The organism is Pseudomonas sp. M1 (genome assembly GCF_022760135.1).
GTDB lineage: Bacteria > Pseudomonadota > Gammaproteobacteria > Pseudomonadales > Pseudomonadaceae > Pseudomonas > Pseudomonas citronellolis.
On the sequence record NZ_CP094343.1, the window covers coordinates 1,616,865 to 1,633,495 of the forward strand.

A 16,631-nucleotide genomic window follows, 5' to 3' on the forward strand; every position below is an offset into this window, starting at 1 on the left:
CGCGGCCCATTCATTCGCTTCCCCGGCGGCCCAGCCGCCTAAACGCTGACATTCAGGGCTTTTCATGACGCGCTACATCTTCGTCACGGGTGGTGTTGTTTCTTCATTGGGGAAAGGCATCGCCTCGGCTTCCTTGGCTGCCATTCTGGAAGCGCGTGGCTTGAAGATCACGATGCTCAAGCTGGACCCCTACATCAACGTCGATCCGGGCACCATGAGCCCGTTCCAGCACGGTGAGGTGTTCGTCACCCACGATGGCGCCGAGACCGACCTCGACCTGGGCCATTACGAGCGCTTCGTGCGCACCACCATGACCCAGAACAACAACTTCACCACCGGCCGCGTCTACATGGACGTGCTGCGCAAGGAGCGCCGCGGCGACTACCTGGGCGCCACCGTGCAGGTGATCCCGCACATCACCGACGAGATCAAGCGGCGCATCATCAAGGGCGCCGGCGATGCCGACGTGGCCCTGGTGGAAGTCGGCGGCACCGTCGGCGACATCGAGTCGCAGCCGTTCCTCGAGGCGATCCGCCAGCTGCGCGTGGAAATCGGCTCGCGCCGCGCCATGCTGATGCACCTGACCCTGGTCCCGTACATCGCCACCGCCGGCGAGACCAAGACCAAGCCGACCCAGCACTCGGTCAAGGAGCTGCGCTCCATCGGCCTGCAGCCGGACGTGCTGGTCTGCCGCTCCGACCACCCGGTGGACGTCTCCTCGCGCCGCAAGATCGCCCTGTTCACCAACGTCGAAGAGCGCGCGGTCATCTCCCTGGAAGACGTCGACACCATCTACCGCATCCCGTCGGTGCTGCACGCCCAGGGCCTGGACGACATCGTCGTCGAGCGCTTCGGCCTGGAGTGCGGCCCGGCCGACCTGTCCGAGTGGGACCGGGTGGTCGACGCCAAGCTCAACCCCGAGCGCGAAGTCACCATCGCCATGGTCGGCAAGTACATGGAACTGCTCGACGCCTACAAGTCGCTGATCGAGGCCATGACCCACGCCGGCATCCAGAGCCGCACCAAGGTCAACCTGCGCTACATCGACTCCGAGGACATCGAGCAGCAGGGCACCGGCCTGCTCGACGGCGCCGACGCCATCCTGGTCCCGGGCGGCTTCGGCCTGCGCGGCGTGGAAGGCAAGATCACCGCCGTGCAGTACGCCCGCGAGAACAAGGTCCCCTACCTGGGCATCTGCCTGGGCATGCAGGTGGCGGTCATCGAATACGCCCGCAACGTGCTGGGCTGGAAGGACGCCAACTCCACCGAATTCGACAAGTCCAGCGGCCACCCGGTGGTCGGCCTGATCACCGAATGGCAGGACTCCACCGGCGCCACCGAAGTGCGCACCGAAGCCTCCGACCTGGGCGGCACCATGCGCCTGGGCGCCCAGGAATGCCAGCTCGAAGCCGGCACCCTGGTGCACGACTGCTACGGCAAGGACGTGATCGTCGAGCGTCACCGCCACCGCTACGAAGTGAACAACAACCTGCTGCCGCAACTGCAGGAAGCCGGCCTGAAGATTTCCGGCCGCTCCGGCGACGGCGCGCTGGTGGAAGTGGTCGAGTCCCCGGACCATCCGTGGTTCGTCGCCTGCCAGTTCCACCCGGAGTTCACCTCCACCCCGCGTGATGGACACCCGCTGTTCAGCGGCTTCGTCAACGCCGCCCTGAAGCAAGCCGGGAAGGCCTGAGCATGAGCCAGAAGATCATCCGCGTCGGCGACATCCAGATCGGCAACGACTTGCCCTTCGTGCTGTTCGGCGGCATGAACGTGCTGGAGTCGCGCGACCTGGCCATGCAGGTCTGCGAGGAATACGTGCGGGTCACCGAGAAGCTCGGCATCCCCTACGTGTTCAAGGCCAGCTTCGACAAGGCCAACCGCTCGTCCATGCACTCGTACCGCGGTCCGGGCATGGAAGAGGGGCTGAAGATCTTCGAAGAGATCAAGAAGACCTTCAAGGTGCCGGTCATCACCGACGTCCACGAGCCCTTCCAGGCCGCCCCGGTGGCCGAGGTCTGCGACATCATCCAGCTGCCGGCGTTCCTCTCCCGGCAGACCGATCTGGTCGTGGCCATGGCCAGGACCGGCGCGGTGATCAACATCAAGAAGGCCCAGTTCCTCGCGCCCCAGGAGATGAAACACATCCTGACCAAGTGCGAGGAAGCCGGTAACGACCAACTGATCCTCTGCGAGCGTGGCTCCTCCTTCGGTTACAACAACCTGGTGGTGGACATGCTCGGCTTCGGCATCATGAAGCAGTTTCAGTACCCGGTGTTTTTCGACGTGACCCACGCCCTGCAGATGCCGGGCGGCCGCGCCGACTCCGCCGGCGGCCGCCGCGCCCAGGTCACCGACCTGGCCAAGGCCGGCATGAGCCAGGGCCTGGCCGGCCTGTTCCTCGAGGCCCATCCGGACCCCGAGCACGCCAAGTGCGACGGCCCGTGCGCCCTGCGCTTGAACAAGCTCGAGCCTTTCCTGTCCCAGCTCAAGCAGCTGGACGATCTGGTGAAAAGTTTCCCCACCATCGAGACCGCCTGAGAACCTGACAATGTCTGCCTGCGCTTGCCCATGCTGCGTTGGAAACAATCGAAAAGATGCTCATTTACTCTATGTAAACTGCGCTTTTTCGCTTGCTTCCGCCTTGCCTGAGCTGCGCTCGGCGAGACCTTGAACAGGTTCTAAAGTCTCACCAGCCGCCCCGTTTATCTATCTTCGGAGTGTTATCAAGAATGGCAAAGATCGTCGACATCAAGGGCCGTGAGGTCCTGGACTCCCGCGGCAACCCGACCGTTGAAGCGGACGTGATCCTGGACAACGGCATCGTCGGCAGCGCCTGCGCCCCGTCCGGTGCTTCCACCGGTTCCCGCGAGGCACTCGAACTGCGCGATGGCGACAAGAGCCGTTACCTGGGCAAGGGCGTGCTGAAGGCCGTGGCCAACATCAACGGCCCGATCCGCGACCTGCTGCTGGGCAAGGACCCGGTCGAGCAGCGGGCGCTGGACCAGGCGATGATCGAACTCGACGGCACCGACAACAAGGCCAAGCTGGGCGCCAACGCCATCCTGGCCGTGTCCCTGGCCGCCGCCAAGGCCGCCGCGCAGGCCAAGGGCGTGCCGCTGTACGCGCACATCGCCGACCTGAATGGCACCCCGGGCGTGTACTCCATGCCGGTGCCGATGATGAACATCATCAACGGCGGCGAGCATGCCGACAACAACGTCGACATCCAGGAGTTCATGGTCCAGCCGGTAGGCGCCAAGACCTTCGCCGACGCGTTGCGCATGGGCGCCGAGATCTTCCACCACCTCAAGGCCGTGCTGAAGGCCCGTGGCCTGAGCACCTCGGTGGGCGACGAAGGCGGTTTCGCACCGAACCTGGCTTCCAACGAAGACGCCCTGGCCGCCATCGCCGAAGCCGTGGCCAACGCCGGCTACAAGCTGGGTGACGACGTGACCCTGGCCCTGGACTGCGCCTCCAGCGAATTCTTCAAGGACGGCAAGTACGACCTCGAAGGCGAAGGCAAGGTGTTCGACGCCGCCGGCTTCGCCGATTACCTGGCCGGCCTGGCCGAGCGCTTCCCGATCATCTCCATCGAAGACGGCATGGACGAGTCCGACTGGGCCGGCTGGAAAGTCCTCACCGACAAGATCGGCGGCAAGGTGCAACTGGTCGGCGACGACCTGTTCGTGACCAACACCAAGATCCTCAAGGAAGGCATCGAGAAGGGCATCGGCAACTCCATCCTGATCAAGTTCAACCAGATCGGCTCGCTGACCGAGACCCTCGAAGCCATCCAGATGGCCAAGGCTGCCGGCTACACCGCGGTGATCTCGCACCGCAGCGGCGAAACCGAGGACAGCACCATCGCCGACCTGGCCGTAGGCACCGCCGCCGGCCAGATCAAGACCGGTTCGCTGTGCCGTTCCGACCGTGTGTCCAAGTACAACCAGCTGCTGCGCATCGAAGAGCAGCTGGGCGCCAAGGCGCCGTACCGTGGCCGCGCGGAATTCCGCGGCTGAGGCTAGTCTGGTACGGTGAAGGGGTGGCGCGAGCCACCCCTTCGCACATGGAGTCCACAATTGCGTCTGAGTAAGCTGCGCAGCCCCTACTGGCTGTTCCTCGTCCTGCTCCTGGGCCTCGCCGGCCTGCAGTATCGCCTGTGGGTAGGGGACGGCAGCCTGGCGCAAGTGCGCGAGCTGGAGAAGCAGATCGCCGACCAGCAGGGCGAGAACCAGCGCCTGCTCGAGCGCAACCGCATCCTCGAGGCCGAGGTGGCGGAACTGAAGAAAGGCACCGAGACGGTCGAGGAGCGTGCCCGCCACGAACTCGGCATGGTCAAGGACAAGGAAACCCTCTACCAGCTGGCGCAATGAAATTCCGCGACATCTCCCTGCCGGCCTTCTGGGCCGTGATCCCCGCCGCGGGCATCGGTTCGCGGATGCGCGCAGACCGCCCCAAGCAATACCTCGACCTCGCCGGCCGCAGCATTCTCGAACATACCCTCGACTGCTTCCTCGGCCACCCCATGCTCAAGGGCCTGGTGGTCTGCCTGGCGCCTGACGATCCCTGGTGGCCGAACCTGCCCTGTGCCGCCGACCCGCGCATCCTGCGTGCCGAAGGCGGCCGCGAGCGCGCGGACTCCGTACTCAACGGCCTGCTGCTGCTCAACGAACAGGGCGCTGGCAGCGACGACTGGGTGCTGGTGCACGACGCGGCGCGGCCTAACCTGAGCCGCGGCGACCTCGACCGGCTGCTCGGAGAACTGGACAACGACCCGGTGGGCGGCCTGCTCGGCGTGCCGGCGCGAGACACGCTCAAGCGCGTCGGCGCCGATGGCCGGGTGCTGGAAACCGTCGACCGCAGCGTGGTCTGGCAGGCCTACACGCCGCAGATGTTCCACCTGGGCGCCCTGCACCGCGCCCTAGCCGATGCCCTGGTGGCGGGCGCGGCGATCACCGACGAGGCCTCGGCGATGGAATGGGCCGGCAACGCGCCGAAGATGGTCGAGGGCCGCGCCGACAACATCAAGGTCACCACCCCGGAAGACCTGCAGCGGTTGCAACGCAGCTTCGTTCCGCGCTGAGCCCGTGCCACCGGGGCGTCCGGCGGTGCGTTGAATCCAATCGCGGACGGAGTCCGCTCCTACAGTTCCAGGAAAGCCCGTAGGATGGGTTGAGCGAAGCGATACCCATCGCCACCGCCGCATGGGTTTCGCAAGCTCAACCCATCCTACGAAAAGCACCTCGGCGCAGCCGGCAAGACAGAAGCACTGGCGTAGGAGCGGACTCCGTCCGCGATTTCGCGCGCCAGGTGCGCTCACCCCAGCAACGGCACCTCGATGAGGAAACGGAACAGCGCCCCATGCTGTTCCACCGCCAGGCAGTTGTAACCGTGGCGCTTTGTATCCTCGGGGATGCCGTGCACCGACTGCGAGCAGTCGGTGACCACTTCCAGCAGGTCGCCCGGCTTCAGCGTCTCCAGGGTTTCCAGGGTGGCGATGGCGTTGTACGGGCAGTGCTCGCCGCGCAGGTCAAGCGACAGCGTCGGCGTCTTGTTCGCGCTCATTGGCGGTTTTCCTCGAACGGGTGAAACGGTTGGCGTTCAGCTGTACCAGCAGCATGCACAGCGCCAGGCCGGCGAAGGTCAGCAGCAGGCCGCCGCCGGGGCCGAACATCTGCAGCAGGTTGAGCTTGGGATAGGGCAGGGCCAGGGCGCTGCCCAGCGCATCCCAGTACACCGCCACCAGGGTGCCGCCGATGACGTTGCCGACGCCGACCACCCAGAAATGCACCTGCCCTTCCATCGAGCGGTACATCCAGCCGGTCTCGCAGCCGCCGGCCAGGACGATGCCGATGCCGAACAGCACGCCGCCGATCACCGCGTTGGGACCCATCCAGAAGGTCTTCGGCGCCACGCCCAGGTGGATCGCCGCGAAGGTGCCGACGCAGGCCGCGGCCATGCCCAGCAGGATGCCGAAGGCGGCCTTGGTCCGGCCGGTGGTCCAGAGGTCGCGGGCGGCGCTGGTGAAGCAGATCTGCGCGCGTTCGATCAGGCCGCCGAACAGCAGGCCGAACAGGGTGGCCAGGCCCAGCACCAGCGACACCTCGAAGCGCCAGGCGGCGAACAGCGCGGCCACGGCCAGCACCGCCAGCCCCAGGCGCCACTGCACCTTCGCGCGGCGGGCGAGGCTCGCCGCGTCGGGCAGGCTGGCGGCCTTGCCGGTGACCTTCAGCGGCGTGCGCAGGAACGGCAGCAGGCTCAGCTTCACGCCGAACCAGGCGCCGATCACGGTGGAAAGCATGAAGGCCCAGGCGTGCACCGAGAACATCGGGATGCCGGTGAAGAACGCCGCCAGGTTGCAGCCCATGGCCAGGCGCGCGCCGAAGCCGGCGATGATGCCGCCCACCAGGCCCTGCAGCAGGCGGCGCCGGCTGGTCGGCCAGCGCAGGCTGACGTTGCCGGCCCAGAGCGCGCAGCACAGCGCGCCGAGGAACATGCCGATGATCATCACGCCGTCGATGCGGTCCAGCGGCGTGCCCTGCAGGCCGATGATCTTGAAGTAGCTCCAGTCCTGCACCGGCACGCCGAACCAGGACAGCACGTGGCCGCCCCAGCGGGTGAATTCCCCGGTGACGGCCCAGAAGGTCCCGGTCAGGGCGAAGTAGTAGGCAGAGGCGACGCCGAGCGCGACCAGGGTCGGCAGCGGTGACCAGAAGCGCAGCAGGTAGCGCTCGCGGAAGGCAGAAAGAGCGGACATGGCGGCATCCTTGGCAGGGTAGCGTGATAAACCGGTAATTCTAACCGAATTGCCGGAAACCACCCTGTTTCAGGACAACCCCGGATGCGTCCGCTGCAGGCCGTCCTTGAGGAAGTCCACCAGTTGCCGCACCTTCGGCGACAGGTGCCGCTGCTGCGGGTACAGCGCCCAGACCGCGGTGTTCGGCGGCTGGTGTTCCTCCAGCAGGGAAACCAGCCGCCCGCTGCGCAGGTGCTCCAGCACGTAGTAGTCCGGCAACTGGCACAGGCCGAAGCCGCGCAGCGCGGCGTCGAGCACCGCCTGGCCGCTGTTGCAGCGCCAGTTGCCCTGCACGCGGTGCTGCGTCTCGCGGCTGTCCTCGAGGAAGGTCCAGATGTCGCTGCTGCCCACCAGGCAGTTGTGCTGCGCCAGTTCCGCCGGCGAGCGCGGCGCGCCGTGGCGCTCCAGGTAGCCGGGCGTGGCGCACAGGTACATCAGCCGCGGCGCCAGGCGCGTGGCCACCAGGCGCGAGTCGCTCAGGCGGCCGAGGCGGATGGCCAGGTCGAAGCCCTCGTGGAGCAGGTCGAGCTGGCGGTTGGACAGCTCGATGTCCACCCGCAGCTGCGGGTAGTCGGCCATGAAGGCGTTCACCAGCGGCACCACGAAGCGCTCGCCGTAGGCCACCGCGCAGGTCATGCGCAGCAGGCCCTTGGGCTCGGCGGAGAGGTCGCTGACCGCGCGCAGCGCCTCGTCGCGGGCGTCCTGCAGGCGCTGGCAGTGTTGCAGGAAGGTCTGCCCGGCTTCGCTCAGCGACACGCGGCGGGTGCTGCGGTAGAGCAGACGGGTCTGCAGGCGTTCCTCCAGGCGGGCGATCTGCCGGCTGACGTGGGAGGAGGACACGCCCAGGCGTTCGGCGGCGGCGGTGAACTGCCCGGTTTCCGCCACCGCGACGAATTCGTCGAGGCCTTCCCAGCGATTCATCTGGATTGTCCCTGTATGGCAATAAAGTTTTGATTATTGCCTGATTATTTCTTTCCAGGCACTTTTCTACACTTTCAAGGCTGTGCCCTGCGCTTTGCGCCGGGCCACCCGGTTTCCGCCGGCCTCCATCGCCGGCCGCTTCCGCCCAGAAGACGGAAGCCCCATGCATCAACCCGCCAGGAGTTCCGAGATGATCAAGTCCCGTGCCGCCGTCGCCTTCGCCCCCAACCAGCCGCTGCAGGTGGTCGAGGTGGACGTGGCGCCGCCGAAGAAGGGCGAGGTGCTGGTACGCATCGTCGCCACCGGGGTCTGCCACACCGACGCCTACACCCTGTCCGGCGAGGATTCCGAAGGCGTCTTCCCGTGCATCCTCGGCCACGAGGGTGGCGGCATCGTCGAAGCGGTGGGCGAGGGCGTGACCTCGCTGCAGGTCGGCGACCACGTGATCCCGCTGTACACCGCCGAATGCCGCGAGTGCAAGTTCTGCAAATCCGGCAAGACCAATCTCTGCCAGGCCGTGCGCGCCACCCAGGGCAAGGGCCTGATGCCCGACGGCACCAGCCGCTTCTCCTACAACGGCCAGCCGATCTACCACTACATGGGCTGCTCGACCTTCTCCGAATACACCGTGCTGCCGGAAATCTCCCTGGCCAAGATTCCCAAGGACGCCCCGCTGGAGAAGGTCTGCCTGCTCGGCTGCGGCGTGACCACCGGCATCGGCGCCGTGCTCAACACCGCCAAGGTGGAAGAGGGCGCCACCGTGGCCATCTTCGGTCTGGGCGGCATCGGCCTTGCGGCCATCATCGGCGCCAAGATGGCCAAGGCCTCGCGGATCATCGCCGTCGACATCAACCCGGCCAAGTTCGACATCGCCAGGGAACTGGGCGCCACCGACTTCGTCAATCCGAAGGACCACCAGAAGCCGATCCAGGAGGTCATCGTCGAGATGACCGACGGCGGCGTGGACTACTCCTTCGAGTGCGTCGGCAACGTGCAGCTGATGCGCGCGGCGCTGGAGTGCTGCCACAAGGGCTGGGGCGAGTCGACCATCATCGGCGTCGCCGGCGCCGGCCAGGAGATCAGCACCCGGCCGTTCCAGCTGGTCACCGGGCGCGTCTGGCGCGGTTCGGCGTTTGGCGGCGTGCGCGGCCGCACCGAGCTGCCCAGCTACGTGGAGAAGGCACAGAAGGGCGAAATCCCGCTGGACACCTTCATCACCCACACCATGGGCCTGGACAAGATCAACGAGGCCTTCGACCTGATGCACGAAGGCAAGAGCATCCGCTCGGTCATCCATTACTGAAAAGCCGACGAGAGCGCTGGAGGCTGAAGGCTATACGTAGCGCTTTTTCGTCCAGCCTCCAGCGCTTTCCTCGTCCTTACACGGAGCTTTTTATGGAAATCGTCGAGGCCTTTGACCTGATGCACGAAGGCAAGAGCATCCACTTGGTCATCCATTACTGAAAAGCCGACGAGAGCGCTGGAGGCTAAAGGCTAGACGTAGCGCTTTTTCGTCCAGCCTCCAGCGCTTTCCTCGTCCTTACACGGAGCTTTTTATGGGAATCAACGAGGCCTTCGACCTGATGCACGAAGGCAAGAGCATCCACTTGGTCATCCATTACTGAAAAGCCGACGGGAGCGCTGGAGGCTGAAGGCTATACGTAGCGCTTTTTCGTCCAGCCTCCAGCGCTTTCCTCGTCTTTACACGGAGCTTTTTATGGAAATCGTCTCCAGCACCAAGAGCTTCGGCGGCTGGCACCAGCGCTACCGCCACCGTTCCCAGGCGCTCGGCTGCGACATGGTGTTCGCCATCTACCTGCCGCCCCAGGCCGAGCCCGAGGCCGGACTGCCGGTGCTCTACTGGCTGTCGGGGCTGACCTGCACCGACGAGAACTTCATGCAGAAGGCCGGCGCCCAGCGCCTGGCCGCCGAACTGGGCCTGGTGATAGTGACGCCGGACACCAGCCCGCGCGGCGCGGACGTGCCGGGCGACCCGGAGGGCGCCTGGGACTTCGGCCTGGGCGCCGGCTTCTACCTCAACGCCACCCAGGAACCCTGGGCGCGCAACTACCGCATGCACGACTACGTGGTGCACGAGCTGCCGGCGCTGATCGAGGATAACTTCCCGGTATCCAGCCGCCGCGGCATCGCCGGGCACTCCATGGGTGGCCACGGCGCGCTGGTCTGCGCGCTGCGCAACCCGGGGCGCTACCAGTCGCTGTCGGCCTTCGCGCCCATCGCTCATCCCAGCGACTGCCCCTGGGGGCAGAAGGCCTTTGGCCGTTACCTGGGCGAAGACCGCAGCGCCTGGGCCGAGTGGGACGCCTGCGAACTGCTGGCCGGCGCGAGCGAGCGCCTGCCGATCCTGGTCGACCAGGGCGAGCGCGACGACTTCCTCGCCACCCAGCTCAAGCCCGAGGCCCTGCGCCAGGCGGCGGAAGCGGCGGGGCACCCGCTGGAGCTGCGCCTGCAACCGGGCTACGACCACAGCTACTACTTTATCGCCAGCTTCATCGACGACCACCTGCGCCACCACGCGCGGGCGCTGTCCTGAAGGCGTCGCGGCTTTCCGGTAGAATCGACGCCCTGACTGACTCAGGGCGTTTTTCTATGCGTATCGGCCATGGCTACGACGTACACCGCTTCGGCGAGGGCGACTTCATCACCCTCGGCGGCGTGCGCATCCCCCACAAGTTCGGGCTCGTCGCCCACTCCGACGGCGACGTGCTGCTGCACGCGCTGAGCGACGCGCTGCTCGGCGCCTGCGCCCTGGGGGACATCGGCAAGCACTTCCCCGATACCGACCCGCGTTTCAAGGGCGCCGACAGCCGCGCGCTGCTGCGCCACGTGGTGGCCCTGGTGCACGGGAAGGGCTACGTGATCGGCAACGTCGACGCCACCATCATCGCCCAGGCGCCGAAGATGGCGCCGCACATCGAAGCCATGCGCGGCAGCATCGCCGAGGACCTGCAGGTCGACCTCGAACAGGTCAACGTCAAGGCCACCACCACCGAGAAGCTCGGCTTCACCGGGCGCGAGGAAGGCATCGCGGTGCACGCCGTCGCCCTGCTGGTCCGTCCATGACCGAGCTGGAGCTGCTGGGCCCGCGCGCCCATGGCGAACCCTGCGGGCAGGCGGTGCTCAAGGCGGTGGCCGAGGACTTCCAGGTCGACGAGGTGCTGGACATCCCGCTGTCCGGCGAAGGCGAACACCTCTGGCTATGGGTGGAGAAGCGCGGGCTGAACACCGAGGAGGCCGCGCGCCGCCTGGCCCGCGCGGCCGGGGTGTCGCAACGGCTGATCAGCTATGCCGGGCTCAAGGATCGCCAGGCCCTGACGCGCCAGTGGTTCAGCCTGCACCTGCCGGGCAAGGCCGACCCTGACCTGGCCGCGGCCGAGGACGACGCCCTGCGCATCCTCAAGCGCACCCGCCACCAGCGCAAGCTGCAGCGTGGCGCCCACGCGGCCAACGGCTTCACCCTGCGCCTGACGCAACTGCAAGGCGAGCACCAGGCGCTCGACGAGCGGCTGCGACGTATCGCCGCCGCGGGCGTGCCCAACTATTTCGGCAGCCAGCGCTTCGGCTTCGACGGCGGCAACGTCGTGGACGCCCGCAGCTGTGCCGAGCGCGGCATCCTGCCGGAGCAGCGCAACCTGCGCTCACGACTGCTCTCCGCCGGGCGCAGCTACCTGTTCAACCAGGTGCTGGCGCGGCGGGTGACGGACGGTAGCTGGAACCGCGCCCAGGTCGGCGACCTGCTGGCCTTTACCGACAGCCGCAGTTTCTTCCCGGCGGGCGAGGCGGAATGCGCCGACCCGCGCCTGGCCGAACTCGACCTGCACCCCACCGGACCGCTCTGGGGCAAGGGCGCCTCGCCGGCCGGCGGCGCCAGCGGCGAGCTGGAAAATGCCGTGGGCGCCGCCGAGGTGGCGCTTTGCCAGTGGCTGGGCAATGCTGACCTGGCGCACGAACGGCGCATCCTGCGCCTCCCCATCCAGGCCCTGGCATGGCATTATCCGGCCCCTGACATTCTGCAACTGGAATTCGTCCTGCCGGCAGGCTGCTTCGCCACCGTCGTCGTGCGCGAGCTGGTCGAGCTGGTACCGGCAGGGCAGACGGAAAACCCATGCGCATACTGATTGCCAACGACGATGGGGTGAACGCACCCGGTATCGCCGCGCTTTACGACGCGCTGAGCGAACATGCCGAATGCGTGGTGGTCGCTCCCGAACAGGACCGCAGCGGCGCCAGCAGCTCGCTGACCCTGGACCGGCCGCTGCACGCGCAGCGCCTGAGCAATGGATTCATCGGCGTCGACGGTACGCCGACCGACTGCGTGCACCTGGGCCTCAACGGCCTGCTGGACACCTTGCCGGACATGGTCGTCTCGGGTATCAACCTGGGCGCCAACCTGGGCGATGACGTGCTCTATTCCGGCACCGTGGCCGCCGCCATCGAGGGCCGTTTCCTGGAACGGCCGGCGTTCGCCTTCTCGCTGCTCTCGCGCCAGCCGGACAACCTCTATACCGCCATGCATTTCGCGCGCCTGCTGGTGCTGGCGCACGAGCAGCTCGAACTGCCGCCGCGCACCGTGCTCAACGTCAACATCCCGAACCTGCCGCTGGAGCGCATCCGCGGCGTCCAGCTGACCCGCCTGGGCCACCGCAAGCGCGCCGCGGCGCCGGTCAAGGTGGTCAACCCGCGCGGGCGCGAAGGCTACTGGATCGCGGCGGCGGGCGACGTCGAGGACGGCGGCGAGGGCACTGACTTCCATGCGGTGATGCAGGGCTATGTCTCGGTCACGCCGCTGCAACTGGACCGAACCTTCCGCGAGGCGTTCAATGGACTGCAGGACTGGATCGGAGGGCTGGACCATGGCCGATGAACTGAGTCGCCGCGGCATCGGCATGACCTCCCAGCGCACCCGCGAACGGCTGATCCAGCGCCTGTACGAGGAAGGCCTGTCCAACGCCCGGGTGCTCGAGGTGATCCGCCGCACGCCGCGCCACCTGTTCGTCGACGAGGCGCTGTCGCACCGCGCCTACGAGGACACCGCGCTGCCCATCGGCCACAATCAGACCATCTCGCAACCCTTCATGGTGGCGCGGATGACCGAGCTGCTGCTGGCCGCCGGCCCCCTGGACAAGGTGCTGGAGATCGGCACCGGCTCCGGCTACCAGACCGCGGTGCTGGCGCAACTGGTCGAGCGGGTGTTCTCCGTCGAGCGGATTCAGGCCCTGCAGGACCGCGCCAAGGAGCGCCTTGCGGAGCTAAACCTGAGAAATGTTGTCTTTCGCTGGGGGGATGGCTGGGAAGGCTGGTCGGCGCTGGCACCGTACAACGGTATCATCGTCACCGCGGCAGCCGCCGAGGTCCCGCAGGCGCTGCTCGACCAGCTGGCGCCGGGCGGGCGCCTGGTGATCCCGGTGGGTAGCGGCGAAGTGCAGCAACTGATGCTGATCGAGCGCACCGGCGACGGATTCGACCGGCGCGTGCTGGATTCGGTGCGCTTCGTTCCCCTGCTCAACGGCCCCCTGGGCTGAGCGGCGGCGGGAGCGCCGTCGCGCAGCCAGGGGGAGCATAACGGCGAGATGCCGGGCACATATTCGATGGATAAGGGGGAAGGGGTGAGCCCTATCGCGGCCCAGAAACAATGGATCTGGATTCGGAGCGGCGTGCGCATGCTGCTGGCGGCAGCATTCTGTTCCCTGCTCGCGGCCTGCGCATCCTCCTCCGGGGGCAAGGTCAAGGTGGTCGACCGCAACCAGGCCGATCGCACGCCGGCGACCACCAGCGGGCAGTACGTGGTGCGCCGCGGCGACACCCTGTACTCGATCGCCTTCCGCTACGGCTGGGACTGGAAGGCCCTGGCCGCGCACAACAACATCCCGCCGCCCTACACCATCCGCCCGGGGCAGGCCATCCGCTTCGGCGGTGCCGGCTCCAGCACCTCGGCACAGCCCGTCGTCGCCAAAACCACACCGTCCGTCGCGCCGGTGGTGGTCGGCAAGCCCGCCGCCGGTTCTCCGGCACCGGCCAAGCCCGCTCCCGCGGCTACCGTCAGCAATTCGACACCCCCCGCCAGCACTGCCCCTTCGCAGGCTTCCGGCAAGGGCGTGGAGGGCTGGATGTGGCCGACCAGTGGCACTTTGATAGGCCGCTTTGCATCAAACGGGAGTTTGAATAAAGGGATTGATATAGCCGGGCAATTGGGCCAGCCTGTCCTGGCTGCGTCGAATGGCACGGTTGTGTACGCCGGTAGTGGTTTGCGGGGCTACGGCGAACTCGTGATCATCAAGCACAGCGATACCTACGTGAGTGCCTACGGCCACAACCGCAGGCTGCTCGTTCGGGAAGGGCAACAGGTCAAAGTCGGGCAGAGCATTGCCGAGATGGGCTCCACGGGCACGGACCGGGTGAAGCTGCACTTCGAGATTCGCCGTCAGGGCAAACCCGTGGACCCCTTGCAATACCTGCCACCTCGTTGATCGACCGCCGCATCCCGCGTGGGTGAGCGGGCTTGGACGTCCCAAGGATATGGATTCGTCCGGGCTTGTTGTCGAACTCAGCAAGGGATAACGACATGGCACTCAAAAAAGAAGGGCCGGAGTTTGACGTGGATGACGAGCTGCTGTTGCTGGAGCCCGCCATCACATTCGACGAGTCACTTGCCGAAGAGCAGGTCTCACTTCAGGTCACCGGCAAGGCCAGTTCGCTGTCATCGAAGCAGCACAAGCACATCGATTACAGCCGGGCGCTGGATGCCACGCAGCTCTACCTCAACGAAATCGGTTTTTCCCCACTGCTGACTCCCGAGGAGGAGGTCCACTTCGCGCGGCTCGCGCAAAGGGGCGATCCCGCCGGGCGTCGGCGCATGATCGAAAGCAACCTGCGCCTGGTGGTGAAGATCGCCCGACGCTACGTCAACCGCGGCCTGTCCCTGCTCGACCTGATCGAGGAGGGCAACCTGGGGTTGATCCGGGCGGTGGAGAAGTTCGATCCGGAACGGGGTTTCCGCTTCTCCACCTATGCGACGTGGTGGATTCGCCAGACCATCGAACGGGCCATCATGAACCAGACCCGCACCATCCGCCTGCCGATCCACGTGGTCAAGGAACTCAACGTCTACCTGCGCGCGGCCCGCGAGCTGACGCACAAGCTGGACCACGAGCCGTCCCCCGAGGAAATCGCCAACCTGCTGGAGAAGCCGGTCGACGAGGTCAAGCGCATGCTCGGCCTCAACGAGCGGGTGACTTCGGTGGATGTGTCCCTCGGCCCGGATTCGGACAAGACGCTGCTCGACACCCTGACCGACGATCGTCCCACCGACCCCTGCGAACTGCTGCAGGATGACGACCTGAGTCAGAGCATCGACCAGTGGCTGTCCGAGTTGACCGACAAGCAGCGCGAGGTGGTGATCCGCCGCTTCGGCCTGCGCGGCCACGAAAGCAGCACCCTGGAAGAGGTCGGCCAGGAAATCGGCCTGACCCGCGAGCGGGTGCGGCAGATCCAGGTCGAGGCGCTCAAGCGTCTGCGGGAGATCCTGGAGAAGAACGGCCTGTCGAGTGACGCGCTGTTCCAGTAAGGCGCCGCCCGTAACGAAAAAGCCCGGAGCGTTGGTTGCCGGGCTTTTTTTCGCCTGTGCCAATTGTGGGAGCGGGCCTTGCCGCGAATGGGGTTTGCCGATGGTTGTTGTGCCGGGTTCCAAGAGCGCCCTCTCCCCAACCCTCTCCCGCAAGCGGGAGAGGGGGCCTTTCGTGCCACCGGGGCGTCCGGCGTGGTCGGTGTATCCAATCGCGGACATACAGGTAGCCGGGAAGCACGGCATTCCTCCCCCGTAGGAGCGGACCTTGTCCGCGATGACCGGATGTTCCGGCGCGGTTCGCGGATGAGATCCGCTCCTACAGTTCCAGGAAAGCCCCGTAGGATGGGTTGAGCGAAGCGATACCCATCACCATGGCCCGATGGGTTTCGCAAGCTCAACCCATCCTACGCACCTCGACGCAGACAGTTGCTCCTACGCCCGAGCTTCGAGCTTGCGAAACCCATGCGGTTGCGCTGATGGGTATCGCTTCGCTCAACACCATCCTACGAAAAGCCATGCTCGCTCGTGCGGTAGGAGCGGACTCCCCGGCCGCTCGAACCAGGCGAGACAGCAGTTTTTGAGTTTGGTTTTGTAAGCCATCGCTTACACGTGCTGTGAGCCTTTGACGATTCGGTTTGCCGGCAAGGGGCCCTTTTCTTCAGTTTTTATAAATAAGCAATTGAATTTAAAGGGCTTTATTTTCGACTGCGCTAATCCTGGCCCTACCGGGGTGCGACCCGCAGCCGCTTGCCGCTTTTGTACGGAAAGCTAATATCACTCTTGCGTACAGGGAATGACGCAGGCCGACAGGGATGCCGGTCAGGACGTCGCGGGATGCGATTCATCAGGATGATGGGGTAGGGAAAAAAGGGCGGGCCATCCCGCCCCTTTTTTTCGCCCGCGAAAAAGTGCCGTCACAGATGGCACAAGGCCCGCGCGAGGCGGGCCTTGGAGCTTGGAGGAAGCGATCAGCGCTCCAGGTGCTTGAGCTTGTCGGCGACGCCGTCCCACTCTTCCGCATCCGGCAACGGGTCCTTCTTCTCGGTGATGTTCGGCCAGACCTCGGCCAGATCCTTGTTCAGCTCGATGAACTCCTGCATGTTCTCCGGGACCTCGTCCTCGGAGAAGATCGCCTGTGCCGGGCATTCCGGTTCGCACAGGGCGCAGTCGATGCACTCATCCGGGTGAATCACCAGGAAGTTCGGGCCTTCGTAGAAGCAGTCCACCGGGCAGACTTCCACGCAGTCGGTGTATTTGCACTTGATGCAGTTGTCGGTGACGACGAAGGTCATTTTCTAATTCTCTCCTCAGGCGGGCGGCTAAGCG

General features: G+C 66.1%; 17 protein-coding genes. 13 read left to right on the forward strand and 4 right to left on the reverse strand.

The window, feature by feature from the left end; genetic code table 11:
• Positions 1–64 precede the first annotated feature (64 nt).
• From PM1_RS07190 to ispD, 5 genes are all read left to right on the forward strand, one after another.
• Positions 65–1,693, forward strand: coding sequence for a CTP synthase (locus PM1_RS07190; protein WP_009616672.1), 1,629 nt, complete (start codon positions 65–67; stop codon positions 1,691–1,693).
• 2 nt (positions 1,694–1,695) lie between these two features.
• Positions 1,696–2,541: a 3-deoxy-8-phosphooctulonate synthase gene (kdsA, locus tag PM1_RS07195; protein WP_009616675.1), complete on the forward strand. Its 846-nt coding sequence runs from the start codon at positions 1,696–1,698 to the stop codon at positions 2,539–2,541.
• Positions 2,542–2,732: 191 nt separating this feature from the next.
• Positions 2,733–4,022 carry a phosphopyruvate hydratase gene (gene eno, locus PM1_RS07200; protein WP_009616677.1) on the forward strand — a complete coding sequence of 430 codons (1,290 nt, stop codon included), beginning with the start codon at positions 2,733–2,735 and terminating at the stop codon, positions 4,020–4,022.
• A 75-nt stretch (positions 4,023–4,097) separates the two neighbouring features.
• Positions 4,098–4,376 carry a cell division protein FtsB gene (gene ftsB, locus PM1_RS07205; RefSeq protein ID WP_024128518.1) on the forward strand — a complete coding sequence of 93 codons (279 nt, stop codon included), beginning with the start codon at positions 4,098–4,100 and terminating at the stop codon, positions 4,374–4,376.
• Complete coding sequence (gene ispD / locus PM1_RS07210; protein WP_009616681.1) at positions 4,373–5,086, forward strand: 2-C-methyl-D-erythritol 4-phosphate cytidylyltransferase; 714 nt, start codon at positions 4,373–4,375, stop codon at positions 5,084–5,086. The genes ftsB and ispD overlap by 4 nt, the downstream gene beginning before the upstream one ends.
• A gap of 233 nt (positions 5,087–5,319) precedes the next feature.
• Here the strand turns inward: ispD and yedF are convergent, their stop codons facing one another.
• The 3 genes from yedF to PM1_RS07225 form a co-directional block, all read right to left on the reverse strand.
• A complete protein-coding gene (gene yedF / locus PM1_RS07215; protein WP_009616683.1) occupies positions 5,320–5,568 on the reverse strand; it encodes a sulfurtransferase-like selenium metabolism protein YedF in 249 nt (82 codons plus the stop codon).
• Positions 5,534–6,760, reverse strand: a complete 1,227-nt coding sequence (gene yedE / locus PM1_RS07220) for a selenium metabolism membrane protein YedE/FdhT (protein ID WP_009616685.1) — start codon at positions 6,758–6,760, stop codon at positions 5,534–5,536. Before yedE ends, yedF begins: the two co-directional genes overlap by 35 nt.
• 69 nt (positions 6,761–6,829) lie before the next feature.
• Positions 6,830–7,720, reverse strand: a complete 891-nt coding sequence (locus tag PM1_RS07225) for a LysR substrate-binding domain-containing protein (RefSeq protein WP_009616686.1) — start codon at positions 7,718–7,720, stop codon at positions 6,830–6,832.
• A 190-nt stretch (positions 7,721–7,910) separates the two neighbouring features.
• Between PM1_RS07225 and PM1_RS07230 the strand changes: the two genes are divergently transcribed.
• From PM1_RS07230 to rpoS, 8 genes are all read left to right on the forward strand, one after another.
• Positions 7,911–9,023 (forward strand): S-(hydroxymethyl)glutathione dehydrogenase/class III alcohol dehydrogenase, encoded by a 1,113-nt coding sequence (locus PM1_RS07230; RefSeq protein WP_009616688.1) that lies wholly within the window; start codon positions 7,911–7,913, stop codon positions 9,021–9,023.
• 414 nt (positions 9,024–9,437) lie between these two features.
• Positions 9,438–10,274: an S-formylglutathione hydrolase gene (gene fghA, locus PM1_RS07235; protein ID WP_009616690.1), complete on the forward strand. Its 837-nt coding sequence runs from the start codon at positions 9,438–9,440 to the stop codon at positions 10,272–10,274.
• A gap of 56 nt (positions 10,275–10,330) precedes the next feature.
• Complete coding sequence (ispF, locus tag PM1_RS07240) at positions 10,331–10,804, forward strand: 2-C-methyl-D-erythritol 2,4-cyclodiphosphate synthase (protein WP_009616692.1); 474 nt, start codon at positions 10,331–10,333, stop codon at positions 10,802–10,804.
• The gene (gene truD, locus PM1_RS07245) at positions 10,801–11,859 is read left to right on the forward strand and encodes a tRNA pseudouridine(13) synthase TruD (RefSeq protein ID WP_009616694.1); all 1,059 of its coding nucleotides are present in this window, start codon (positions 10,801–10,803) and stop codon (positions 11,857–11,859) included. Before ispF ends, truD begins: the two co-directional genes overlap by 4 nt.
• Positions 11,847–12,605: a 5'/3'-nucleotidase SurE gene (surE, locus tag PM1_RS07250; protein ID WP_009616696.1), complete on the forward strand. Its 759-nt coding sequence runs from the start codon at positions 11,847–11,849 to the stop codon at positions 12,603–12,605. The genes truD and surE overlap by 13 nt, the downstream gene beginning before the upstream one ends.
• A 22-nt stretch (positions 12,606–12,627) precedes the next feature.
• On the forward strand, positions 12,628–13,263 hold the full coding sequence (locus PM1_RS07255; RefSeq protein ID WP_099049128.1) for a protein-L-isoaspartate(D-aspartate) O-methyltransferase: 636 nt from the start codon (positions 12,628–12,630) through the stop codon (positions 13,261–13,263).
• A 66-nt stretch (positions 13,264–13,329) separates the two neighbouring features.
• On the forward strand, positions 13,330–14,208 hold the full coding sequence (locus PM1_RS07260; RefSeq protein ID WP_052059035.1) for a peptidoglycan DD-metalloendopeptidase family protein: 879 nt from the start codon (positions 13,330–13,332) through the stop codon (positions 14,206–14,208).
• Positions 14,209–14,303: 95 nt separating this feature from the next.
• A complete protein-coding gene (rpoS, locus tag PM1_RS07265; RefSeq protein ID WP_009616703.1) occupies positions 14,304–15,305 on the forward strand; it encodes an RNA polymerase sigma factor RpoS in 1,002 nt (333 codons plus the stop codon).
• A gap of 968 nt (positions 15,306–16,273) precedes the next feature.
• Here rpoS and fdxA read toward each other — a convergent pair.
• Positions 16,274–16,597: a ferredoxin FdxA gene (gene fdxA, locus PM1_RS07270; RefSeq protein WP_009616706.1), complete on the reverse strand. Its 324-nt coding sequence runs from the start codon at positions 16,595–16,597 to the stop codon at positions 16,274–16,276.
• Positions 16,598–16,631 lie beyond the last annotated feature (34 nt).

What these genes read in the sequence shown, in the direction of transcription:
- ispF (WP_009616692.1), top strand. Translation starts at nt 10,331, where the DNA reads ATGCGTATCGGCCATGGCTACGACGTACACCGCTTCGGCGAGGGCGAC.
- PM1_RS07225 (WP_009616686.1), bottom strand. Translation starts at nt 7,720, where the DNA reads ATGAATCGCTGGGAAGGCCTCGACGAATTCGTCGCGGTGGCGGAAACC.
- rpoS (WP_009616703.1), top strand. Translation starts at nt 14,304, where the DNA reads ATGGCACTCAAAAAAGAAGGGCCGGAGTTTGACGTGGATGACGAGCTG.
- fdxA (WP_009616706.1), bottom strand. Translation starts at nt 16,597, where the DNA reads ATGACCTTCGTCGTCACCGACAACTGCATCAAGTGCAAATACACCGAC.
- PM1_RS07255 (WP_099049128.1), top strand. Translation starts at nt 12,628, where the DNA reads ATGACCTCCCAGCGCACCCGCGAACGGCTGATCCAGCGCCTGTACGAG.
- eno (WP_009616677.1), top strand. Translation starts at nt 2,733, where the DNA reads ATGGCAAAGATCGTCGACATCAAGGGCCGTGAGGTCCTGGACTCCCGC.
- fghA (WP_009616690.1), top strand. Translation starts at nt 9,438, where the DNA reads ATGGAAATCGTCTCCAGCACCAAGAGCTTCGGCGGCTGGCACCAGCGC.
- PM1_RS07230 (WP_009616688.1), top strand. Translation starts at nt 7,911, where the DNA reads ATGATCAAGTCCCGTGCCGCCGTCGCCTTCGCCCCCAACCAGCCGCTG.
- yedE (WP_009616685.1), bottom strand. Translation starts at nt 6,760, where the DNA reads ATGTCCGCTCTTTCTGCCTTCCGCGAGCGCTACCTGCTGCGCTTCTGG.
- kdsA (WP_009616675.1), top strand. Translation starts at nt 1,696, where the DNA reads ATGAGCCAGAAGATCATCCGCGTCGGCGACATCCAGATCGGCAACGAC.
- surE (WP_009616696.1), top strand. Translation starts at nt 11,847, where the DNA reads ATGCGCATACTGATTGCCAACGACGATGGGGTGAACGCACCCGGTATC.
- ispD (WP_009616681.1), top strand. Translation starts at nt 4,373, where the DNA reads ATGAAATTCCGCGACATCTCCCTGCCGGCCTTCTGGGCCGTGATCCCC.
- PM1_RS07190 (WP_009616672.1), top strand. Translation starts at nt 65, where the DNA reads ATGACGCGCTACATCTTCGTCACGGGTGGTGTTGTTTCTTCATTGGGG.
- yedF (WP_009616683.1), bottom strand. Translation starts at nt 5,568, where the DNA reads ATGAGCGCGAACAAGACGCCGACGCTGTCGCTTGACCTGCGCGGCGAG.
- truD (WP_009616694.1), top strand. Translation starts at nt 10,801, where the DNA reads ATGACCGAGCTGGAGCTGCTGGGCCCGCGCGCCCATGGCGAACCCTGC.
- PM1_RS07260 (WP_052059035.1), top strand. Translation starts at nt 13,330, where the DNA reads ATGGATAAGGGGGAAGGGGTGAGCCCTATCGCGGCCCAGAAACAATGG.